Annotated in this window: 31 protein-coding genes; 24 read left to right on the top strand and 7 right to left on the bottom strand. The window is 51.4% G+C overall.

Annotated features, from left to right (window positions below):
* Positions 1–72: 72 nt before the first annotated feature.
* Together HPY73_05765 and HPY73_05760 are read left to right on the top strand one after the other, a co-directional pair.
* Complete coding sequence (locus HPY73_05765; GenBank protein QLH74994.1) at positions 73–261, top strand: hypothetical protein; 189 nt, start codon at positions 73–75, stop codon at positions 259–261.
* Positions 209–397: a hypothetical protein gene (locus tag HPY73_05760; GenBank protein QLH74993.1), complete on the top strand. Its 189-nt coding sequence runs from the start codon at positions 209–211 to the stop codon at positions 395–397. Before HPY73_05765 ends, HPY73_05760 begins: the two co-directional genes overlap by 53 nt.
* 33 nt (positions 398–430) lie before the next feature.
* Here the strand turns inward: HPY73_05760 and HPY73_05755 are convergent, their stop codons facing one another.
* Entirely contained in the window at positions 431–1003 is a 573-nt protein-coding gene (locus tag HPY73_05755; GenBank protein ID QLH74992.1) for a hypothetical protein, read from the bottom strand.
* Between the two features lie 150 nt (positions 1004–1153).
* Here HPY73_05755 and HPY73_05750 point away from each other — a divergent pair, with 150 nt between their 5' ends.
* The gene (locus HPY73_05750) at positions 1154–1318 is read left to right on the top strand and encodes a hypothetical protein (GenBank protein QLH74991.1); all 165 of its coding nucleotides are present in this window, start codon (positions 1154–1156) and stop codon (positions 1316–1318) included.
* Here HPY73_05750 and HPY73_05745 read toward each other — a convergent pair.
* The gene (locus tag HPY73_05745; protein ID QLH74990.1) at positions 1305–1925 is read right to left on the bottom strand and encodes a hypothetical protein; all 621 of its coding nucleotides are present in this window, start codon (positions 1923–1925) and stop codon (positions 1305–1307) included. The two genes, HPY73_05750 and HPY73_05745, sit on opposite strands and share 14 nt — an antisense overlap.
* A gap of 314 nt (positions 1926–2239) precedes the next feature.
* Between HPY73_05745 and HPY73_05740 the strand changes: the two genes are divergently transcribed.
* From HPY73_05740 to HPY73_05695, 10 genes are all read left to right on the top strand, one after another.
* Positions 2240–2413: a hypothetical protein gene (locus tag HPY73_05740; protein ID QLH74989.1), complete on the top strand. Its 174-nt coding sequence runs from the start codon at positions 2240–2242 to the stop codon at positions 2411–2413.
* A complete protein-coding gene (locus HPY73_05735; protein ID QLH74988.1) occupies positions 2397–2660 on the top strand; it encodes a hypothetical protein in 264 nt (87 codons plus the stop codon). Before HPY73_05740 ends, HPY73_05735 begins: the two co-directional genes overlap by 17 nt.
* Entirely contained in the window at positions 2641–4407 is a 1767-nt protein-coding gene (locus HPY73_05730) for a hypothetical protein (protein QLH74987.1), read from the top strand. The genes HPY73_05735 and HPY73_05730 overlap by 20 nt, the downstream gene beginning before the upstream one ends.
* Position 4408: 1 nt before the next feature.
* On the top strand, positions 4409–4579 hold the full coding sequence (locus tag HPY73_05725) for a hypothetical protein (protein QLH74986.1): 171 nt from the start codon (positions 4409–4411) through the stop codon (positions 4577–4579).
* A 4-nt stretch (positions 4580–4583) separates the two neighbouring features.
* The gene (locus HPY73_05720; protein QLH74985.1) at positions 4584–5252 is read left to right on the top strand and encodes a hypothetical protein; all 669 of its coding nucleotides are present in this window, start codon (positions 4584–4586) and stop codon (positions 5250–5252) included.
* A complete protein-coding gene (locus HPY73_05715; protein ID QLH74984.1) occupies positions 5249–6370 on the top strand; it encodes a hypothetical protein in 1122 nt (373 codons plus the stop codon). The genes HPY73_05720 and HPY73_05715 overlap by 4 nt, the downstream gene beginning before the upstream one ends.
* Positions 6360–6656 carry a hypothetical protein gene (locus HPY73_05710; protein QLH74983.1) on the top strand — a complete coding sequence of 99 codons (297 nt, stop codon included), beginning with the start codon at positions 6360–6362 and terminating at the stop codon, positions 6654–6656. Before HPY73_05715 ends, HPY73_05710 begins: the two co-directional genes overlap by 11 nt.
* Positions 6649–7071 carry a hypothetical protein gene (locus HPY73_05705; GenBank protein QLH74982.1) on the top strand — a complete coding sequence of 141 codons (423 nt, stop codon included), beginning with the start codon at positions 6649–6651 and terminating at the stop codon, positions 7069–7071. Before HPY73_05710 ends, HPY73_05705 begins: the two co-directional genes overlap by 8 nt.
* Positions 7046–7930: a hypothetical protein gene (locus tag HPY73_05700; GenBank protein ID QLH74981.1), complete on the top strand. Its 885-nt coding sequence runs from the start codon at positions 7046–7048 to the stop codon at positions 7928–7930. The genes HPY73_05705 and HPY73_05700 overlap by 26 nt, the downstream gene beginning before the upstream one ends.
* Before the next feature lie 144 nt (positions 7931–8074).
* Positions 8075–8323 (top strand): hypothetical protein, encoded by a 249-nt coding sequence (locus HPY73_05695; GenBank protein QLH74980.1) that lies wholly within the window; start codon positions 8075–8077, stop codon positions 8321–8323.
* 34 nt (positions 8324–8357) lie between these two features.
* On the opposite strand, the gene HPY73_05690 is transcribed toward HPY73_05695, so the two are convergent.
* Complete coding sequence (locus HPY73_05690; GenBank protein ID QLH74979.1) at positions 8358–8510, bottom strand: hypothetical protein; 153 nt, start codon at positions 8508–8510, stop codon at positions 8358–8360.
* A 97-nt stretch (positions 8511–8607) separates the two neighbouring features.
* On the opposite strand from HPY73_05690, the gene HPY73_05685 reads away from it, so the two are divergent.
* From HPY73_05685 to HPY73_05665, 5 genes are all read left to right on the top strand, one after another.
* The gene (locus HPY73_05685; GenBank protein QLH74978.1) at positions 8608–8934 is read left to right on the top strand and encodes a hypothetical protein; all 327 of its coding nucleotides are present in this window, start codon (positions 8608–8610) and stop codon (positions 8932–8934) included.
* Positions 8935–9008: 74 nt separating this feature from the next.
* Positions 9009–11609, top strand: a complete 2601-nt coding sequence (locus HPY73_05680) for a BNR-4 repeat-containing protein (GenBank protein ID QLH74977.1) — start codon at positions 9009–9011, stop codon at positions 11607–11609.
* Between the two features lie 153 nt (positions 11610–11762).
* Positions 11763–11990: a hypothetical protein gene (locus HPY73_05675; protein ID QLH74976.1), complete on the top strand. Its 228-nt coding sequence runs from the start codon at positions 11763–11765 to the stop codon at positions 11988–11990.
* A gap of 114 nt (positions 11991–12104) precedes the next feature.
* The gene (locus HPY73_05670; protein QLH74975.1) at positions 12105–12686 is read left to right on the top strand and encodes a UPF0175 family protein; all 582 of its coding nucleotides are present in this window, start codon (positions 12105–12107) and stop codon (positions 12684–12686) included.
* The gene (locus tag HPY73_05665; GenBank protein QLH74974.1) at positions 12668–13228 is read left to right on the top strand and encodes a hypothetical protein; all 561 of its coding nucleotides are present in this window, start codon (positions 12668–12670) and stop codon (positions 13226–13228) included. The genes HPY73_05670 and HPY73_05665 overlap by 19 nt, the downstream gene beginning before the upstream one ends.
* Here HPY73_05665 and HPY73_05660 read toward each other — a convergent pair whose 3' ends face one another.
* From HPY73_05660 to HPY73_05650, 3 genes are read right to left on the bottom strand one after another with little or no spacing between them, the layout of a single operon-like run.
* A complete protein-coding gene (locus HPY73_05660; protein ID QLH74973.1) occupies positions 13229–14329 on the bottom strand; it encodes a hypothetical protein in 1101 nt (366 codons plus the stop codon).
* Positions 14330–14347: 18 nt separating this feature from the next.
* Positions 14348–15031: a hypothetical protein gene (locus tag HPY73_05655; GenBank protein QLH74972.1), complete on the bottom strand. Its 684-nt coding sequence runs from the start codon at positions 15029–15031 to the stop codon at positions 14348–14350.
* Between the two features lies 1 nt (position 15032).
* The gene (locus HPY73_05650; protein ID QLH74971.1) at positions 15033–15317 is read right to left on the bottom strand and encodes a hypothetical protein; all 285 of its coding nucleotides are present in this window, start codon (positions 15315–15317) and stop codon (positions 15033–15035) included.
* Between the two features lie 121 nt (positions 15318–15438).
* Here HPY73_05650 and HPY73_05645 point away from each other — a divergent pair, with 121 nt between their 5' ends.
* The 4 genes from HPY73_05645 (at position 15439) to HPY73_05630 (ending at position 20052) form a co-directional block, all read left to right on the top strand.
* On the top strand, positions 15439–15603 hold the full coding sequence (locus tag HPY73_05645; protein ID QLH74970.1) for an AbrB/MazE/SpoVT family DNA-binding domain-containing protein: 165 nt from the start codon (positions 15439–15441) through the stop codon (positions 15601–15603).
* A 115-nt stretch (positions 15604–15718) separates the two neighbouring features.
* Complete coding sequence (locus HPY73_05640) at positions 15719–16717, top strand: tyrosine-type recombinase/integrase (protein QLH74969.1); 999 nt, start codon at positions 15719–15721, stop codon at positions 16715–16717.
* Between the two features lie 425 nt (positions 16718–17142).
* Positions 17143–17517: a NifB/NifX family molybdenum-iron cluster-binding protein gene (locus HPY73_05635; GenBank protein ID QLH74968.1), complete on the top strand. Its 375-nt coding sequence runs from the start codon at positions 17143–17145 to the stop codon at positions 17515–17517.
* A gap of 762 nt (positions 17518–18279) precedes the next feature.
* A complete protein-coding gene (locus HPY73_05630; GenBank protein QLH74967.1) occupies positions 18280–20052 on the top strand; it encodes a cation:proton antiporter in 1773 nt (590 codons plus the stop codon).
* 53 nt (positions 20053–20105) lie between these two features.
* Here HPY73_05630 and HPY73_05625 read toward each other — a convergent pair whose 3' ends face one another.
* Complete coding sequence (locus tag HPY73_05625; GenBank protein QLH74966.1) at positions 20106–20390, bottom strand: GYD domain-containing protein; 285 nt, start codon at positions 20388–20390, stop codon at positions 20106–20108.
* Positions 20391–20604: 214 nt separating this feature from the next.
* Between HPY73_05625 and HPY73_05620 the strand changes: the two genes are divergently transcribed.
* Together HPY73_05620 and HPY73_05615 are read left to right on the top strand one after the other, a co-directional pair.
* Positions 20605–20769 (top strand): hypothetical protein, encoded by a 165-nt coding sequence (locus HPY73_05620; protein QLH74965.1) that lies wholly within the window; start codon positions 20605–20607, stop codon positions 20767–20769.
* A gap of 94 nt (positions 20770–20863) precedes the next feature.
* A complete protein-coding gene (locus HPY73_05615; GenBank protein QLH74964.1) occupies positions 20864–21121 on the top strand; it encodes a SemiSWEET transporter in 258 nt (85 codons plus the stop codon).
* The last annotated feature ends 2 nt before the right edge of the window (positions 21122–21123 follow it).

Raw genomic sequence — 21123 nt, 5'->3', positions numbered from 1 at the left:
CTATCTGTTGTTGATTTACATTATCGCCTGCGTCATCGAGAGCGATGCCCGGAGGGGAGGTGGGACCCGCTGATGTGCGTCATCCTCGGCGACCCCGTGGAGACCATTGCTGGCCTGTTCCTGCTCGCAGCTTCGCTCTATGCCGAGCTCCAGGTTGCGCTGTGGTACGCATCTAGACAGCCAAGGGAGAGAACTAAGGAGGTGGTCCATGTCTGGTTCGAGCGGTCGTGGCCGTTCATCAGGATCTCAGGACGTCGCTGAGATCAGGACACGTATCCCTCAACGGCAGAACAACATCCTCGAGCAGGCGAAGCGCCTCAAGGGGAGGAGCAAGTCTGAGATAATCACTATCGCGCTGGAGGAGTTCATCCGCTCGGGCAAACTGAAGTTTATATGATTACTTGCCAGATGTGTACTTACTATATTTTAATTATATTCTTAGGAACGTTATTTTTATCTTTTCCTCAACAGATAAATCCTTCTTTGCCCTATTATTTAGAATCGTGTTGAATAAATATAACGTTGTCCAAACCAGCAACAATTGATCTTTGTCAGGAATTGAACGCTTGACTTGCCCTGGGTCACAATACAATATCGATTCACGAAATTCCATAAAATTATTTTCAAACTCATTTAATAGCTGGTCATTTATCCTAATAGGGTCCGTTTCAATCTCTAGCGATTGAAGATATGCTTGGTTCTTCTTGATGAGCTTGTTCATCTTTTCGAAAAGGTTCTTACATTCTTTGGCCTTTGAAATATGATGGTATTCAAAATCCATGCCAGTATAATTTGATGATTTGTGGAGATCATTTATCAGCTTAACCAGCTTTCCAGATTCCTCAATGCAGAACAGTAGCAATATCCAACTACCAGTTAGATTTTTTTTATCAGTATTATTCTCAAATAAGGTTTTCACTGAATTTAAAATCTCGATATTGCGATTTGAACAATCGGATATAAAATTATTAATTTCAATTTCGTTTCGGAATTTATACCTCATCAGATTCAATACTATATGAACATCCAAGAATAATATGGTAACTTGCTCTCTCACACAATTTTATTGGAAACCACATTTATACAAAACATGGGATGATTGCAATAATGACAAATACCAGGATGACAATTCAAGAATCTGAGGGGGATTCAAATGGCTTATAACTTTATTGAGATAATTTTGTATGCAACACCAATTCTAAGTGGTTTAACGGTTGGATATATTATTGTTCATTTCATGAAGAAAAGATGGAAAGAAAATATCGATAAAGATATAAACCAGAGGAAGGAAATAAGTGAGCTTCTTAATTCGGAGTAGATTTTTTAGATGTATTCCTAATTGCTTCTTTTTTAACCTCATTTATAAATCCAATAGTGATGAACAAGATAATCAAAGTAGAAAAGATGCTAACTTGATAAATTATGTTGGATGGACCATAGACGATTCCGTGAATTAAACCCATAATCAATGTTGCACACATACCGAAAATTGTGGGCAGGAGATAGATTGTTGCTGGTATCAATTGACCTGAAACGTTATGGTCTCTATAACTTTCAAGATTTGTTGCTAATCCCAACTTATTTTTTTTATTGAATCCCAACTTCTTCTCCAAAATCATACTTGTCCTAACAGATTCAATGAGGTACTGGTGATAATGATTGTCTAGCCTCCAAAGAACCCATGCAATTCCAGATATTATGAATGAACCCGCTCCCAATAAAATCGTTATCGATTCAAATTCTAGTTCCTTTGCAATTGTCGCGAATCCTGCTCCAAGAATGCCAAGAACCACGAAAAAGAGCTGTCGTATGACCATCATTGACCTATCCAATGCCTCGATTCGCCTACCTGCTACATCGAGCATTGTCAACATGGCATCATGAAATTGTTGATTCTCAACGTCATCCTTATCAATCACTCCCAACAACCCCCCCCAAAGACACAATAATTTAAATTTAATAAACTATCGGAAGTAAAAATTGAAATGATTATCTAAAAAGAGTCCAGTTAGTTCTATTATAAAAATCCCTACGCTACAGCCACTTCCGTGGTCGGCTTATATCCGTTTCCGTAATTATCATCCAGGCGGTGCGGCCCCGGTCCCATCACCTCACCGGTGGCCCCCGCCGGGAAGTATTGGGATGCACTTGTCGGAAGCTCTGTACTCAGCGATAGCCCTGGCCTCCACGGTCATTGTCCTGTCGTTCGGCCGTCTGATCTATCTCAGGGGGCTGGACCATGATTGACATCCTGTTGGTCGCGATTGCGATCGTCACCTCGATGGTGGCCGTGGCCATGACCGCATACACGTTCGGTTATGCGACCGGCAGGGAGGCAAAGGTCCTTCGGATCCTGGAGGGCAGGCTGAAGGCCGCGGAGGATGCGGATGAGCACGATGAGAGCGCACCGTGAGGAGCTCGAGCGCATCCTCAGGACGGTCGATGGCGTCCCGCTGATCATCGACGCGCCCAATCTCGCACGCAAGGTCTGCGGCATCATCGGCCGTCCCAGGCCACCGCCCGAGGAGATCTTCCGCGCCGCAATGGCGCTGAAGGACCAGGTGAGGCGTCCCATGTACGGCCTGCAGGCGAAAGAGCTGGAGGGGCGCAGCGTGAAGGTGATGTTCTGGAGGGAGCACAATGAAAGGTCTGGCAATTAAGATTATGGCGGTCCTCATGATCGCAGCATGTATTCTGCCGCAATACGCTAGTGCGGCAGAATACGTGGGGCGCAGCATCAATCTCGAGATCGAGTCGAAATATCAGGACGAGCACGACGAGGTGGTGAACGTCGCCAACGAATCGTCGATCAAGAACCCCGATACCTGGAACCCCGCGCCACAAGGCATTTGGATAGGGGCGTCCACGCAGGAGAGCAAGTTCAAGTTCGACGCTGTCGCGACGACCGACAACCGTTTGCAGGTCGGCTCGATCGTCAGATTCAACCGCACGCAGATAATGAACGGCGTCTCCGAGTTCATCGTGAGGTCCCCGATCAGTGCTACAGGTGTCGTGAGCCAATCGCTAGCCATCGTGCAATTCTATGGAAACGCGAGCTACGAGCTCAGGCCCCGCTATGCCACCGATTTCAGCAATGGGACATACATCGCATTCATCCAGATCAATATGGCAGATACCTCGATCACCACCGGCGATGATTGCTGGACCATTGACGATCGCACATATGTGCTTGTCAGATGCCCCATCTATTCGGGCATCAGCTATGCCTTCATCTGGCAGGCGGTCTATGCTGCCGACAGCTCCTTCACCATCTACGTGTCAGGACAGGACATCGTTAACGACGGCATAATGGAGACCCAGGTGTCCTATTACACCCGACCGTCCCCAGATGTGTTCAATGAGTTCGTCAGGTCCTTCGCCGTGGATCCGGGCATAAGCTTCGACTGCCTGACCGGGCTGGGCAACGGCGTCTACGCCAACTCCTTCTACATGCATGCAGGGGACAGCGTGTCGTTCGTGGTGACCAATGACCACGTGCCTGAGGCCTACCATACGATCATGGTCCCCTTTGGGACGGCCGACGGGACCCTCAACGCCACCGTCACCGTGAAGAGATACGTCTATTCGTCCCTCGTGACGTTCTGGACCTCTGTCACCAGGGTATGGAACGACTACATCCTTGCCTGCTCGAACTCGACCATCGCCGCTGGCGACTGGTCGCCCCTGGTGGTCACGATCACGGTCCACGAGGACAAGAGGGTCAACTGGGTATTCTCCGATTCCCCGAGCGGGACGATGATGGACTATGGCTATGACAGAACGGACATTCTCATAGAGGGAGTGCAGCATACCGTATATGCCAGGTTATGGAACTCATACCAGCCGTCCATAGTCCCGGTCACTACGCCGAGCATGAACCCGTCGGACCTCCCTCCCGCGATGCAGCCGGTTCAGGAGGACAGGGCTAACTGGTATGGCACCATCATTGGCGTGTGCATGGTCATCGTCGGTGGCGCGATGATCGCCACCGGCTTCCTCGCTCCGGTCGGGGCGGTGATCGCCGGGATGGGCACCGCGATGATAGTGGCTGATGTGGCAAAGGGCGGAAAGCTCATCGACAACGGCGATCTGCCGGGATGGCTCGAGAACGCTCTCGACAAGGTCAGGGACTTCTTCGAGGCGGTCGGGGAATTCCTCATATCCATCGGAGAGGGGCTATGGGATGCGCTCAATTGGCTCGCCGATGCGATCGTGGAATACGGTTCCATAGCGCTCGGCGTCCTGGCGATCATGATCATCCTGGTCATCTTCTTCCTCGGCATCTGGTTCCCCCTCAGGCTGTGGTCCATAGGCCTGTCCATCGCCCAGGGAAGGTTCGACCGGGCCGCTAAGCAAGGGTCGGAGCTGGCGGGGCAGATCAGCGGCGCCATCGGGAAGGTGCAGTGACATGGACTTCATAGCGATCGCCCAATGGATGTGGGGGTTCATGATCATCATGCTGCTCCCGCTCATCAACCTCCTGATGGCGGTGATCTTCATCCCGAAGATCATCGAGGCGAGCGGGGCCACATTGGAGCGGTTCATGGACAAGGCATTAGGCTTCTTCGGCAGGAAGTGATGGCATGGACATGCTCGAGCTGATGATTCCGCTCATCGTAGTGATAATGGTCATGGCGCTTCTCTGGAAGCCTATCCAGTGGATAGTAGAGTTCCTGCACAGGCGCTCTATGCTCATCATCTGGCGCCAGCAGGACCTCCACGGCAACATCATGAAGAAGAACAAGCTCGTCGCCAAGGCGAACCTGAGGGGCTCGTCCGTCCGTTGGCTATATTGCACGGGGAACAAGGACACGAGGCCCATCAAGTGGGCGAGGGTCCGCGGCATCATCTGGGGCCGCGACTGCGTGCAGGTGTTCTTCCAGTTCTCCCGCTTCAGCAGCTATCGATGGGCCATCATCCCCAAGGAGCTCTGCGACGACAGCCTCGGCAGGGTACTGAGGGTCAGGTGCGCCTGCTTCCGCAGCAAGGGCAACTTCTACGTGCCCGTCTACGTGAGCGAGCTGACGAAGGAGGAGGCCGCCAGGTATGACCGCATAGTCAATGATTACGAGCAGTTCCTCATCGATGACGAGATGATAGTGGAGATCAAGGAGCAGTCGGTGGACAGCACGATCGAGGCGATAGGCTGCAACAGGCCCGCTGAGCGCGTGACCACACGTGAGGACACCCTGGAGGCGAGCGGAAGGAAGGAGCTCACCGAGCGCAACAAGGAACCAGCGGAGGCGGTATGATGACCGAGCAGCGAAAGAGCAAGAGATCCACCAAGAAAAAGAAAGAAATTCCCGAGCAGGAGCGGCCAGTGGAGACCGTGGCCGTCGTGGACCCATCACCGCCCCCTGGCCCGCCCGCAGAACCTCCCGCTCATACCTCTCCTGCATCACCCGGTCCCGCGCCTATGCCTGAGCCGGGACCTGCACCCAGGACGGTCGAGACGATGGTCCCGGACAAGGACAGGATAGAAGAATCCCTAGAGGACCTCGGGCTGATGAAGCGCAAGGAGGGCCACAGAGAGAGGCCCCGCAGGGACAAGTTCTTCTCCGAGGCCCATCCCAGGATCTACGGCATCCTGACGACCATCCTCCCGCGCCTGCACATCTACGTGCCGCTGTTCCTCCTGCTCTACTTCGCGGGATGGGTCGAGATCATCCAGCATGCCAACTACGACTTCGCCCTGGACTGGTACAGGGGCACCTGGTGGCTGCAGTCCATGTTCCATCTCCTGACCGACCAGGACCTGCTCGTCGATTGGTTCGAGCGGTACTATGTCATCATCATAGCAGTGGTGGTGCTGATCATCGCCGCGATATTCGCCTTCTATGAAATGGTCTGGAAGTCCCTGTTCCCAGACTATGTCAAGCATGTGCATATGAAGGAATATCCTGAGGGCCGCGCATATTGGTACGACGGCAACGCCTTCATGAGGTGGTGGGACCGTGTCTACCGCTCCCCCGAGAGGAAGGAGCTGAAGCTCTGGCTCCATACGAGATGGTGGATAAACCCGCTCAACCCACAGCTGAGCATGGTGCTGCTCAAGCTCTCTCCCGAGGAGAAGGCGGTCAAGCGCGGGATGACCAAGCTGGTCGTCCATGAGCGGCCGAGGAGATACCTCATCGATCACGACAAGATGGCCACGACCGACGAGCAGTACGTGTCAGGGCCGATCCCCCTCGAGGAGACGCAGGGTGAGCTCGACAGGCGGCAGGCCAAACTGCTGACGCAGACGCAGACCGTGGCGCTCGCCAACCCGCATATCCGGAAGGAGCAGCTGAGAAAGTCCTCATTGGTGGCGCCGCCGAACTTCATCGAGGAAGTAAAAAAGGCCCAGGAGGGAGCGGCGGATGGCAGCTGAAGGGCAGGGCCGCATCCTCGTCTCCGAGCCGATCATGGACGTGCTCGAGCGCAGATGCCAGGCCTATCTCGATCGCCAGGAGGACGAGGACGCCTACAAGATCATCGACATCTGGGTAAGCAGGAGGAGGGCGGGCGACCGCCTTCTCCCGGCCCCAAAGCCGGATGTCATCCCTTGGCGACAGCTCGAGCAGCAGGGCACCATCTATGTCCCACAGTTCAGGGCCTGGGTGGACGAGCTGCTGACCACACTTAGGGCGAGGAAGGGGAGGGGATACCATGGCTGACGACGTCCCGATGGAGCGTCTCAGGGCGCAGCAGTCCTATGAGCAGATGATCATTCAGGGCCTCATGCTCTCGGACAAGGAGGCGAGCGACCAGGGCCTCCTGGCCGAGTTCGAGGACGTCATCGACTCCCTCTGGGTCAGCATCCCTACGGACAAAAAGGCCAGGATACGCGTCTGGACAGCAGACATGTCGAAGGAGGAGCCGTGTCTGCTTGAATGGCGGAAGGCATGCGAGATCATGCCCCCAAAGGACACTCCTCCATCTCAGATGGCGAGCCACAGGAAGAACAAGGAGCGCGGTCTCCGCAAGAAGCAGATATTGACGGACGTGCTGTCGAAGATGAAGCTGCTCTACAAGGAGCCGGCAGTGTCTAGGATGACCGAGGAGGATGATGATGGCGACGGACCTCTATGAGCTGAACGTGCGCGCGCTCTGCCCCGAAAGGCCTCCCCGGGACGAGCATGAGGACTTCCTTGACCGGCACTCGAACTTCGTCCGCAAGGTCATCCGGGACGACTGGGACTGGTGGACCTGCAACGAGGGGGCTGAGGGCACCGGCAAGTCCTCGCTCAGCATACACAATGCGATGAAGGTGGGGAGGGAGCTCTTTGTCCTGCAGGAGCACGTCATCTACGACCCCGAGGAGCTGCTCCGCCTCATCGACGACGCCCCTAGGTATGGCTCCATCGTGCTGGACGAGGCGGGCGAGGCCGCGTTCAGCAGGGACTTCAACACGGAGATGAACAAAGCGATCATCAAGGCGAGCCAGCAGATGAGGGACCGCAACCTGCACGTCATCTTTAACCTACCGGCCCTCGAGCTGCTCGATTCGGCTCTCCGCCGCCGTTTCAAGACCCTCGTCATATCGGAGGCACCTAACTTCCGCAGGGGCCGATCGCTATGGCACGTGCCTGTCATCCCACGCTACGGAAAGAAGTCGGAGCCCTATTTCGACCTGCAGCACATCTATTACTTCAAGCCACTACCACCCGCGATCAGGGAGGCATATGTGAAGATCAAGACAAAGCGGGGCATAGAGCGGGTGCAGCGCTACATCGACCAGGTGGAGAAGGAGAGGGCGAAGCATCAGGACGTGGACCCTAGGTCCATCGTCGAGAAGATCCTGAAGCTCCCAGAGGCCGAGCGGGCAAAGCTGCTCAGCTCTCGTGGGACATGGTCAAGGGACCGCATAGCCTACGAGTATCAGCTCACGGACGGTCTCGCCCGGCAGGTCTGCGCGGGCCTGAGCACTTCCTCCGGAGGCGACGTTTGAGCTTTATTCTAAATTTGTCCGAAGGACAGTAAGTAGATAGGATGAACAATAAGGGCTGAGAAGCCCCCGCCCCCCGAACTAGTATATAAGGAGGACGGTCCCTGCAGAAAAATCATGACATCGATACCTGTGACAGGTGAATAGATGTTCCACCTGTTCAAGCACAAAGCCGAAGCAAGGGCGAAGGAGGTCGAGATTGTCGACCTCCGGGGGATCGAGAAGGTAAATGGGATAGCGCCAGGCATTGCTGCTCTCGGTATCGGGTTCTCTCCGCTCGTGACGGACGTCGCGTCGAGCCTTGAGAGCTGGCTGCCGATGATCATCGAGCTTGCCATGTTCACCGTGATCATAGGATTGATCTTCAAGATGACCAGGAAGATGGGCGGAGACTGAGCGGGGCGGTCTGGATGCACAAGAAGATCATGGCCTACATGACGATGATGATGTCAGTGGTGGCCATGGCCCTCTGTCTCGCAGCTCCGGCTTCCGCCGAGGTGGTGGCGGCAGACCATGTGTGGCTCCTGAACGACGGGGGCAGCGCGGTCACCTCGGCGACCGACTGGAAGTTCCACGTCAGCACGCCAGACTACCTGGCGCTGGACGCCGAGACATGGAACTTTGAGGTCTACGCGCTGCTGGTCAACGGCACCGGCGCGGCGGCCTCGGGGACCTACACGGTGACCATCACCATCGTCGATGGCAATGGCACCTCCGTCTCGAAGGTCTCCACGCTGAGCGTCGTCCGCACCGTCCTGACCGAGCAGTACGCAAATGCGTCGTTCTCGTCGCTGCAGATCGCCACGCTGACGGAGTCCGATGCGACTCTGACCGTCCAGCTCAAGTCAGGTACCACGGTCCTCGACTCTTACACCTACGAGCTGCCGATAAGCTCGGACGCCCCGCGCGGTGTCATCAGCGCCTGGATACCTGCGATCATGGGCCTGATGGTCACGCTGGCAGTGGTCTCGGTCATCTTCAAGCTGTTCGAGAAATGGCAGGTCTGAAAGGGAGGCGACCTGAGATGGGCCGGACCCCGAAACCCCTTCCGGTTTTTCATTCCCCCAAAGGAGGGAAAGAGATGAGATTCAAGGTTTCGATACACAGGACAATTAGCATCGGCCTCATCGCCATGATGCTCATCGCGGCTCTGATGGTTTTGGTGCCGTCACAAGTATCGGCGGCGGGCACGGTGCACCTCTATGCAGATTTCGATGAGGGGACATGGCCGACCACGGGTTGGACCGAGTTTGAGAGCTCTGGCACGGTGGGATTGGACTCAGCGCAGTATCACAGCTCACCAAACTCGCTCAAGGTTAGTGTGCCTAGTGCTTCGGCATATGCTTACCCAGTATACACATGGGCCTCCGCGCTTGATGGATACACAAACATCTCCATATGGTTCCGTTTCACCGGTACTGTCTCGGCGATAAGAGTGTTTTCTTTTGCGGATAACTCCGGCAATGCAATCGGGCCCTGGCTGGAGATCGATGGGACGACGGTAAGGACATACAACAGGACCACGAGTTCGTATGCCAACCTGTGGACATCGGTCGCGGCCAACGCGTGGCACCACTTCGAGGCGAACCGCTCTGGCGCCAACTATTGGAAGTATCGCATGGATGGAGGGTCATGGACAGCCAGCTACCCTGGGAGATATACCTATGATAATGTTGCCACCAAGCTGATGCTGGGCGATGGTAGTTCAAGCGTCAACTATGGCACGGTCTGGTACGACGACATCATCGTCTACAAGGGCGACTTCCCGGTCGTGTTATCCGATGCCGCCTTGGGCTCAGAATTCGCCAGCTATCCTGTCCTTACTGCGGTCACAGGTACGACCTATTCGTATACGGCATCCTGTCCCGGTGCAGACACCTATGCACTGGCATCTAATGCTACATGGCTGACGATCAATTCTACAACAGGGGTCCTCAGTGGCACTCCGAACGCGAGCGGGCAATTCTATGTCAACGTCACGGCTAGCAACGAGACCGCGAGCGTTGTCCAACGGTATACCTTGAATGTGTACACGCCTACCGAGATCACGGGCCTGAAACAAGGCTCATGGCTCACGACCGGGGGACCGGGCAGGCTGGGTCAGGCCGTGTATTACCAAGGTAAGGTCTTCTATGCCTTTAATGGCTATAAGGACGGGGTAGATCTGAGCGCTTACATCGTCACATACGATATGAAGACTCGGGCATGGTCGTCCCCGGTCAAGATCGGCGAGGGATCTGGGGACGGTCATGGAGCGGTCAAGATCGCCATAGACGACAATGGGAGGATCCATGCGTTCTTCGGATCGCACGACTCTAATACGATCTACATGTACAGTGGGGCCGGTGGGGACATCAGCACCTGGACGCTGGGACCCGATGTCGACGGTTCGATCGGAACGACCTACCCCATGCCATACTGGGACGACGTCCACGATGTGCTTTACCTCCTGCTCAGATCAAACCATGGAACTGCGGGACGTAACTGGATCATGTTCAAGTCCTCGGACCGCGGTCTGACATGGACATCCCATGAGTTCATCGATATGGGCACAGATCTGTTCTATATATTCTCGGTCGTACCAAGATACACTGGCAATAATCTTGATTTCTGGATCTGCGGTGATCGGAGGGACCCAACACTAGGCTACACTGATTATTGGACGATAATACGATACAATGCTGATGGTAACATATACTCGTTCGGCGGCACTAATCTGGGGACCGTCGCAGACGCCACTGAGCTCAGAACCTACTGTATTCAGGACATCCCCGGCACCCAGACAAAGATGTGGAACCTAAACCTGATGCTAGATGATAGTGGAAGGCCTCACGTCACCGTGGCCAATTACACCTCCGGTAACACGGTATGGCAGCATATCTACTACTCGAATTCGAGCACATGGATGGCGGACACGATCTGCGACGGCTCCGCACTGTACAATTACGATTCGGCGGGGTACATCGAGAACTATAACATCCATCTGTGGCTCGTGAACGGCACGTCGGCAGAGGACCCTGTGGGAAGAGTAGAGCAATGGCAATGGGATGCGGTCCATGGGTGGGAGTGCGATGGAGTGATCATGTCAATCGAACAGGTCGCTCAACGGTCGAGCGAGGGATGCAACGGCATCGAGATGGTGATGCATGGTCCGAATCATGAAGTGGTATTCGGCGAGTTTGATAACTCCGACTTGACCAATGACGACCTCTGGGGTTACATCTACTGCGAGGAGTATGGCTATCGGCCGTACTATAACTACACGGCAGCTCCCGAGGATCCTGACCCGCCAAGTGCTCCCCTAGGCCTCACCGCGATCATATCGTCCCACGCAATCGTCCTGACATGGTCCCCGCCCGCTGACGATGGCGGCAGTCCTGTGACCGGCTATAAAGTGTATCGCAGTGTCAACGGCTCCGCGTATGCGCTCTTGGCCACCTTGGGCGCGGTCCTGACATACACAGACAACGATAGCCTCGTCGCTGGGACGAATTATAGCTATAAGGTGTCGGCCATCAACCAATACGGCGAGGGCGATGCGTCAGCTGCTGTCACGGTATTGTTCGAGGACAAAGAGACGATGGCCGACGCCTTCTATGCTTGGCTCGGTCCGCTCTGGGGTCTGCTGATGCTCATGGTCGTGCTGAGCCTGGTAGCTAGGATCGGGCGCAAAGTGGGCTGACGGATCTAGGCCGTCAAACCCTTTCAATACCTTTTCCTTCCACATTTGACAATAAACATTTGCGTTCTCATCCCCCTCCACTTTCGCCCCCGTCCCCCCGTCACCGATTTATTCGCCCCGGCGGCTCGCGACGGCACCATACGGGGGAGAGGTATGGACGATATAAGGTTGGAGAAGGTGCTTGAGGCGCTGATAGATGACATCACGAACGACATGGGCCCCGCGGCCAAGGACTGTTATGTCCTCAGGCGGCTTGAGACAATCATGTTGGAGCTCAAGAGCTCCAACAACTCCGAGGTCCTTCGGCAGATCGGAGGTTGTTTCGGTTCTACGATGTGCTATAAAATTTCAGGTTGCAAAGCGTGTCTGGAAAAACATTGATCGTTTGTGTCGATTGAAGGAGTCTGCCTTGGGTCAATTTCGTTAACCTCTTATCGATAAGATAGAATATCCCATCATCGGATAAAAATATTATAATTCGGTCTTTGGAGACAAATGATGGCGCAGCTTTGGGACCAATTGAATGACGAGGAAAAGATCGTCCTATATTGCATAGGTTCACTTCAAAGTCCATTACGCAGCAAATTAAAGCTCCATAAGATATTGTTCCTCGTTACCAACGTATTCCCAAATCTGCAAGACCTATTTCGTTTCGAACCGAATCTCCTTGGGCCATACAGCGACAAGATTGATTACATTCTCCAAGACCTGCAAAGACTGAATCTCGTCACCAATTCTGAAGGTGGAGTTTATATCCTCACTAGGAAAGGGCAAGAAATTTTCAAGAACATCAAACCAAAACAAGAATTGAAAGATGTCATCCAAGACTTCAAGTTATTCTTGAACGACCTCAGTGACAACGAGATAATGACTTACATCTACACGTTCTATCCAAAATACACTTCGGAATCTGCTAAGTGGGATGATTTGAAGAAAGATCGTATCGAATATTCGATCAAGATGCTGTTGAAGGGGAAGATCAGCTATTCAAAGGCATCAGAGATGGCTGGTCTGGATTTAAATGATTTTGAAAAATTATTGAAAAGGAGAAAAATCAAGTGGAGAATAGAACAGTAAAGATACTGGATGCAACGATTATCTCGTCATTCATTTACGACATCTCATCATTGGATTTATTTGAAAGGTGCGAGAAATCATATGATTTCATAACGACGGAAGTAGTATCTGATGAAATAAAGAGGACGCCCTCGTCGATGAAGGGCTTGAGAAGAAAGTCGGGGCTTGTAAGACCCATCGAATTGAATGAGAAAGAAAATGAACTTCTCGCTTATCTGTCCGCACGCTATCCAGGGCTTCATTCTGGTGAATTGTCGGCTCTAATCTTGACAGCATCACGGTATGCCAATGGACCGCAGAGATATTATTATATCACAGACGACAACCTGATGAGGAAATCCTTGAAAAAGATTGAGAAAGACCCCGTCTTTCAAGAATTCGTTGGTAATGTGATCATTTCATGTACTGGAACTATCGGCTTCTTGTTGCATTTGTGCAACAAGGGTATAATCAGTTCTTCGGAGAGGCTCCAGATAGCAGAAGATCTGGAACAAAGTACATTCTATTGCTCGGAAGATCTCTTGAAGCGGTTAAAAGGTTGATCAAACGAACCATTCAGACCTTTTTTTCTTATCCTCGAACAACTCTTTTTTGTACTTTTTCATATGTTCCAAATGTTTTCCTTTGACCATATCCTTGGTTTTAAGATATGATTCAAGGGTCGATTCATTCAATAACATCTCGGCAATTTTGAATGCTTCATCCGCCTGCCTTGTCATGTTATATTTCTTCATCTCGTCCTTTACCTGCGATGGTGAGACTTTTAAGGATTCGGCAGCCTCTTTCTCTGGCACTTTAATATAACCATAGGTCTTTTCATCGAATCTTCTGCAGAAAGGTTCTTTCATCTTGTTCTTGGCCAAACCGATTCCTTTATTGGGAATATGGCCCCCGCCCAATATGTCGAAACCGTACCCTGAACTGAGAAAATCCCTGGCTAGGACTATCTCTGCGTTGTGGGAAAAGTTCCCGGCCCTTGGGTTCACCATATACAAACAGGTTTCATCGAACATTTTGTAGTCCTTAATTTTCCTGACAACATCCCTCATCCATGTATCGTGACCATCTACGAACTTATTCCTTGCATCGATCGCAAACAATGTCACGCCCTGGTCCACATATGAGTTGATTACATCGCCGATCATTGTCCTCGGCATGCCCATTGACAGCGTTCCCATGATAGATTTGTTGTTCAGCGTCTCGATTATTTCGATGGCCTTCTTGTTCCATGCTAAAACAGTCTCAAGGAGCGCGTCGCTTTCTTGTTTGGTTTTGATAAGGCCGCTCCAGATGGGGGTCATAGCGATATCGCTGTTCTGGTATTGCAGGTCCATCAGGAGTTCAAATTCCTCCTTTTCTAGCTCGGCGGAATCGTTGTAGTCAACAAAACATATGTTCAAATTATCAGTTTTTTTTGATTTTAATTCTGAGTTCAGCCTTTTTTCTTCATCGAAATTATTGACAGCTCTGGTTAGACCGTCTTTTGTATAATTCCGATAAATCTCCGTTACTTCGCTTGCAGGAACGCCCTTTGTAGTTGCACAAATTGGAGATATGATCGTTTTTTCGCTTCCAACACGAATGTGCGTGCTTCGATATGCTAGATTTTCATCGAGCTTTTTTACTTTGGCTGTGACCTTCATTTTCCCCACCACTCATCACTACCCTACCTTAATTATGCCATCTAATTGTCTTCTCCATATCGAGTTCCATCCAGGATCTTTCGTTCGCTCAAGCTCTAATTTCATAGAATGATTATATTCATTAACTATTGATGAAAGTGTTTTAATAACATCTTCGTAATTTGATGGGGTGTGTGAATCTTGATTTATGTAATGTTGAATTGTTTTTTGAAATTCGTAAAAATGGTCAGTGATTTTATCATCTATTAGTATCCCCCTAATCATAGTTATTGGAATCAATGCTTCATGTGTTAACATCTGGAATCGAAATAACGACAACCAAAATATTTCGATTTTTAGCGTATCAAGATCTTTTTCGGTTATTTTCGAAGGGGTTCCATTTTTTAAACATTCCAATTTAATATTTCCCCCAAATAACCTGTTGTTTATGACAAACCAACTCATTAATGCCTGACTAAATTCTTGGTCAATCGAGTAGGTTTTTTTCATTTGATTGTTTTGTGAAAAATAAAGCTGCATTCCAATTAATGCCAATTCCATCTCAGACATTTTCAATAACAATTCTGAAGAATATTTACGCTTCAAATCCCACATCTTGTCTGATTGAGACCATCTCCTCTTTGATCGCTCATTGAGTATGACGGGTATTGAAGCTCCAATCAATGTAATGAGAATTAAGGCAACGATTTCAAAAAAATCCACATCATCCCCCCAAAATCCCCTCTATCTCCTCGAGCTTCTCCGCGACCTTCCTCCCCTTCTCCGTCAGCTCCACCCATTTGCGCTTGGGGGGTCTCTCCTCAATTGTTTCACTTATTAATCCCGTTGCAACCATTTCATCAACCCGAGGTTGGATTGTTTTGTTGCTTTTCTCTAATCTTGAGTAAAGTACCGACTTAACCATGCGTCCATTTTGATGAAGACAGTACAGTATCTGAATGGAAATGTTATCGGGAATTTCCGCAAACGGAACACGGTTCTTGTTCACATATCCATAAGGACTCAGTCATATCTTGAATAATTTTAATTACATAGTCCTTAGTCATAATGGATAACCATAAATACCTGCTTTACCATTTAGTTCTTAGTCATTACTACTAGGTGAAAACATGCCCCAAGTGCTCCAAGTGACCAAGATCACGAAGAACGGCAGGATCTCCCTCGGCAGGGCCATGTCCGCCCTGGACGTCGAGGAGGGCGACCTGGTTCAGCTGTACGACGACGGCAACGGAAAGGTCTGCATGGCCAAGCTCAAGGCCCCTGCCCAAGCGTGATCTGTGATGCCTATGAACCCGCCCGCCGCGCTTTCCCCGGACCTTCCCCTTCCGGTATTTCCTCCTGTTCCCGCGGCGGGCTTTTATTGTTTTCGATGCGGCGGGAGCGGTCCCTATGCTGACGGAGCATGAGAGGGAATGGGTCCATGCAAAGATCGAGGGGCATCTTGAGAAGCTCGCGAGGAGGGGGAGGGTCAACGATCTCGGGATCAAGGAGTACAGGCGCGAGCTGTGGAGGATGACCGAGGCGCTCAAGAACGCGGGCCTGCACCATACGCCCGCGAAGATAGGGGAGAGGGAGATCGACTACATAATCAACGAGTATGCCGGGCACCTCAAGGTCAAGACGCGGAGATGGTACGTCGGCATATTGTCTGGCTATCTCAGGACCTATGGCAACCACGTGGTCGAGGAGATGCACCTTGGGTGGCCCAAGGACTCGCGCGTCAGGGTTGATTGGCTGTCGCTCGAGGAGGCGGTCGCCCTGATGGAGGCCGCCGAAGGGCCCGAGCGGCTGGTCATCCACCTCGAGCTCCGCCTCATGATGAGGAGGTGCGAGGTGAAGAGGCTCACGGTCAGGGACGTCAAGGAAGGGGTCCTTGACGTCAGGGGAAAAGGACGCTACGGCGGCAAATGGAGGACGCTGGCATGGGCGAACGAGACCACGGATGTTCTGAGGGAATGGGAGGAGACGAGGACGAGGATGGTCGAGGAGGCGCTGTCCCTGAACCCGAACGCCACGATACCTCAGGAGTTCCTGATCTATAGCAGGAACAGGAAGTGCCCGAGGCTGAGCCCCTACTCGGACGCGGGGATAGACAAGCTCGTGGCGAACGCCGCGAGGAGGGCGGGGATAACCCGCTCGATCGGAAATCATACGCTGAGGCGGTCGGGGGCGAGGTTCGTGATCCAAGCGGACCCGGCGAACATGCCGGTCCTGGTGGACGCTTTGGGGCACGAGTCGGAGACCCAGACAAGGAGGTACTGTGCGATGACGATCGATGACATGGCTAGGATGCACGCGAGCGTCTCGGACCTTCTGCGCGAGACGAAGGAGCGGATGCGGCTCACGGGGGCGGTCCCGAGGCCCCCTTCCGGGAGGATAGTGGCATGACCTGTAGATGTGCAGGGTTATTCGGGTTATACAGGCGTTACTGGTTGTTAATATCCGGTCGGGCCCACTCCAATTCCTGGCCTGATAAAGATCCCAGTTCGGACTTTTCTTCCGAAGGTCGTAAACCGTCAGATAAGGCCCTCGAGCTCCTCGTTTCTTATGCGGATTGGGCCGATGAACAGCGCAAGCTGATGAACAGCAGGCGGCGGGGTGGTCGGCAGGACCGAGCAATAGATGCGCCATATCGAACGTTCAAACGTCTGGTCATAATAACTGATGGGGCTTGGTTTATTGGATGATCGAGGACATGCGGACTTTGCTGAAATGACCTATGTCTCAAATCAGAACAATCCCAAAAAAGTTGTGAGGTCGGATGCAAGGTATTAATTTGGGCTCTGACACTAGAACATGATGAGGGAAAGGCCATGGACAAGAAATGCAGAATTGCTGTTACAAGTATGGGGAGGGACCTCAAAAGCAGGGTCGGGCCCATTGCAAGAAGCCCTTACATTATTGTCTTCGAGGGGTCGCCTGACAAATTCTCTGTCATTGAGGAGAGGCATATTGACGCACGGAATGAGCCGGGCGTCAAGACCGCAGAGACATTGGTTTCAAAGGAGATCGGTACCGTCATCACTGGAACGATAGGTAAGCGTGCACATGAGGTTCTGAGCAGGGCAGGGATAAGCATCAAGGGAGGTTGCAAGGGCTCTGTGGAGGAGGCTGTGAGGGAATGCGCCGCCGGAAGGTTGGCGGATTGTCATGGTGCAAAATATGCTGGAAATGTAGAATTTTCCTGATATCCTAAAATAAAAAGATTGAGAGAAAGACGATTTAAATGGGCGGTCATAGGACCGCATGAATAAGTGGGAACATTACTTCTTGTTCTCGGTCTTTGAGGCGTCGGCCTTCTTCTGCTTCTTGTCAGCCATCTCATTCGCCTCCTTCCCCGATTTTGGGCAGAAGGATGAAGATGCCATTCTAGATATTAATCGAATGGAATGACCAAATTACTGTTTGCTCAGGAAGTCTCATCAGTTTTTCGCAGCGACCAAGATGATTGATAAAAAGAAAAAAAATAAAAAGTTGGGAGGATGAGGTATGGAGCAATATTTTGGTAAACGATGGTCGATCATCACGATGTCTGTTCACTCCCGATCTCTCAGATGGTTCCGTATGTGTTCATAAACCAGCAGGTAATTTTTTATGCCCAATTCTTAAATAATGCTGGATGAGCGTAAGGTCCGTTCTAGTGGCTGTCACTCCGCTAGACCCTTATATGGAACTTTATCTCTTTGCAAGAGCGGTGATAAGCTTGATATGTTAATGGAGATTGAGCTGCTTCGATTCTCAAACGATAATAATTCTCCCATATCAACCTGGCTTAGAATTCTGAAGAAGGTAGCAGGAGGATGCTTATGGTCGATTGATCACGATGTTTTCAAACATTATATGACTGTCGTTCCAGGTCCAAAACGTCTATCCGGTCCATATTATCAACGCAACGATTTTCCCATCTCTCGGCCAATCATTAATTATCAGAGTTGTTTAATCATCTGTCGATGAGCGAAGAGAGCAGGATTATCGTCGACATGACCTTGCTTATGCTTATCTCTGGCATCTGTTCGCTTGTATTTGCGAGGATAAAGATGCCGCCTATACTAGGCTATCTTGCCGCAGGCCTCATCCTTGGCCCGACGATGTTTCCAGATCTGTGGGTGGAGGAGGCGACGGTCGTCATCCTTTCCAACATCGGTATCGTCCTTTTGATGTTCTGGATAGGGCTCGAGCAGAGCGCGGCCAAGTTAAAAAGGACAGGGTCGGTCCTCATCATCATCGTCACAATGGAGATGACGTTGATGGTGGTGGTCGGTTACCTCGTAGGTCTGGCCCTCGGAATGCCCAACACCCAGGCAATATTCTTTGGCGCGATAATATCCGGAACATCCACTGCGGTCGTCGTCAGCGTTCTGAAGGAGAATGGTGCCATCGATGGAGCCCAAGCCAGCATGATCATAGGTATCACCGTGTTCGAGGATGTTGGCCAGGTGATCATCTTAACGATGGCGGCGCCCCTCCTCGCGGGAGATTCGCCAGCTCTGGGTTCCACAGTGAACATGGTCATCGGCCTAGCGATCTTCTTTGGCCTTACCATAATGGTCGGCATAGCCATCGTGCCAAGGGTGCTCGATGCGATAGGTAACACCTATTCCATGGAGATATTGTTTGTCCTATCGGTAGGATTGTGCTTTACCATGGCCTTGATATCTTCATCGCTCGGCCTTTCCATCGCGATCGGGGCTTTCCTGATGGGGCTCATAGTGTCCAAATCGGTTCATAGTGATGACCTGATGTCCAAGGTGGCCCCCATCAAGGAGCTGTTCATGGCCGTTTTCTTCATTTCGATCGGCCTTCAGATCGACCCATCATTGATTTGGGACAATGTATGGCTGGTCATGGTCATAGCCATCACATTCATTCTTGCCAAGACCTTTTCAGTGATACTGTCCTGCTACGTGATGAACGTCCCTTCAAGGAGCTCCTTCATGATCGCCACCAGCCTAGTGGCGATGGGAGAGTTCGCGTTTATCATAGCCAAGATCGCATTGGACGAGGGGGTGGTCACCAGAGAGTTCTACTCCGCGATGGTCGGGGCCGCATTGGTCACCATGATAGTTCTTCCAGTATTAACAAAGGCCCAGGTCAGGATGTTCAACGGGTTCGTTCGGTCATTGCCCCGGGGAGTGAGGTCTGCCCTTGGTAGGATAGAGGAGATAAGGGCAACGGCCTCTGCACGATTCGCGGTCTCAAAGGATGTCAGAGAAAAAATGAGGAGAGGGCTCCTACTGATCTTTTTGGATTATCTGATCATTGTGCTGTTACTGTTATTGTTCAGCATGTTGAACGAGGTCAAGAATGCCATAGGCATTATCGCTGAAGAACTGCATGTGGTACCTGACCTGCTCGTTCTGTTCCTGATGGTCCTTTCCATTCTACCTGCCATCGTCAATATATATGGCCATATACGGAACCTGTCCGAGCTTCTGACCTCCGCGGTGATGAGCTCGCGGAGGTTCGTGGAGGGCAGCAGAAAGAACGTATTCGCGATCTTCGCCAACCTTGGTAAGATCTCGATGGTCACATTGGTCCTGTTGCTGCTCATCCCGTTCCTGCCGAACATCGGTCCTGAGAACCCTATGTTGGTCATTGTGGTCGTCATGATGGCCTTGACCGTCGCTTATCTCGCATGGGGGACCTTGAAAAATGGTTATGACCGGTTCTACATCATGGTCGCCCAGAATGCCCCTCTTGAGCAGGGCGGGGACGAGGAATGACCGGTCACTCCTAAAGAGGGTGCTAAGCACGCTCGGCAGATCAATGACCGATCTCACTCAAGGGAGCTCAAGAAATCCGTTATCGGCATTGCAGCCAGGGTGGTGGTCTCCAATGTACCTCTGGAGCCTAGCTCTACCATGACCTTCCCTACCGTCTCATTATCGGGGGCCTCGAGCACCGTGAGGAAATCATACTTGCCCAGAAGTGCATACTGGTGTACCACCTTTGCACCCATCTTCTCGATCTCTTTGTTCACCTCTAGCAGCCTCGATGGTTTGCTCTTCAATGTCTTCCTGCCCTCGGCCGTTAACCTCGACAACACAACATACTTTGCCATCGCCTGACCTCCTTGTGATGAACTTGCAGTTGTGAGATATTAATGCATTCGGTCGTCCGAGAAAGTTATGGTGTTTTGTGTGTCCCTTTTCGACATTTGTCTACAAATATTGTGAAATATGTAATTATGTTGTTCATTTGAGTAATTTATTTCAAATAATTAGATGAATGATTGAATAAATTCAAATAACAATAGACATAAATAATATACGGTGATGGCAATGATGGACCCGAATGAGAGGATCCGCCTGTATACCGACAAGGAGATCATGAACGAACTTGAGAGATTGACGGGGGATGTTGAGAGGGACATCGAGAGGGAGGCCCTAAGAAGATTGTTGGCCAAGATGGACATGTTGTATCCTTCCATCAAAGGATGAAAATAAATGGCAAAATCGTTGTGGGTCTTCCGATGTGCCCTCGGAGTTTTTCTCGACGCAAAGGTAATTACGAACCAGAGGGCTTCTGGGGCCCATGGATCATTACCTTGTCCTAGGCCTACTGGCGGGTCTTCTGACCACCGTAGGGTTCATACCTCAGATCGTCCGTGCCCATCGGACAAAAAAGATGGATGATGTGTCCCTTTTCATGCCGATCCTGCTGGCGATAGGGATGTCCCTATGGTTATTATATGGTGCTCTTCAAGGAGATGTGCCGATAGTAATGTGGAACGCGATAGGTCTGAGCCTGAACCTTGCCCTCATCTTCATGAAGGTAAGGTCCAGTTTTTGATG

The sequence above is a fragment of the Methanomassiliicoccales archaeon genome (genome assembly GCA_013415865.1).
In the GTDB taxonomy this organism is placed as follows: domain Archaea; phylum Thermoplasmatota; class Thermoplasmata; order Methanomassiliicoccales; family UBA472; genus MVRC01.
This window is presented reverse-complemented; position numbering and strand designations above follow the sequence as displayed.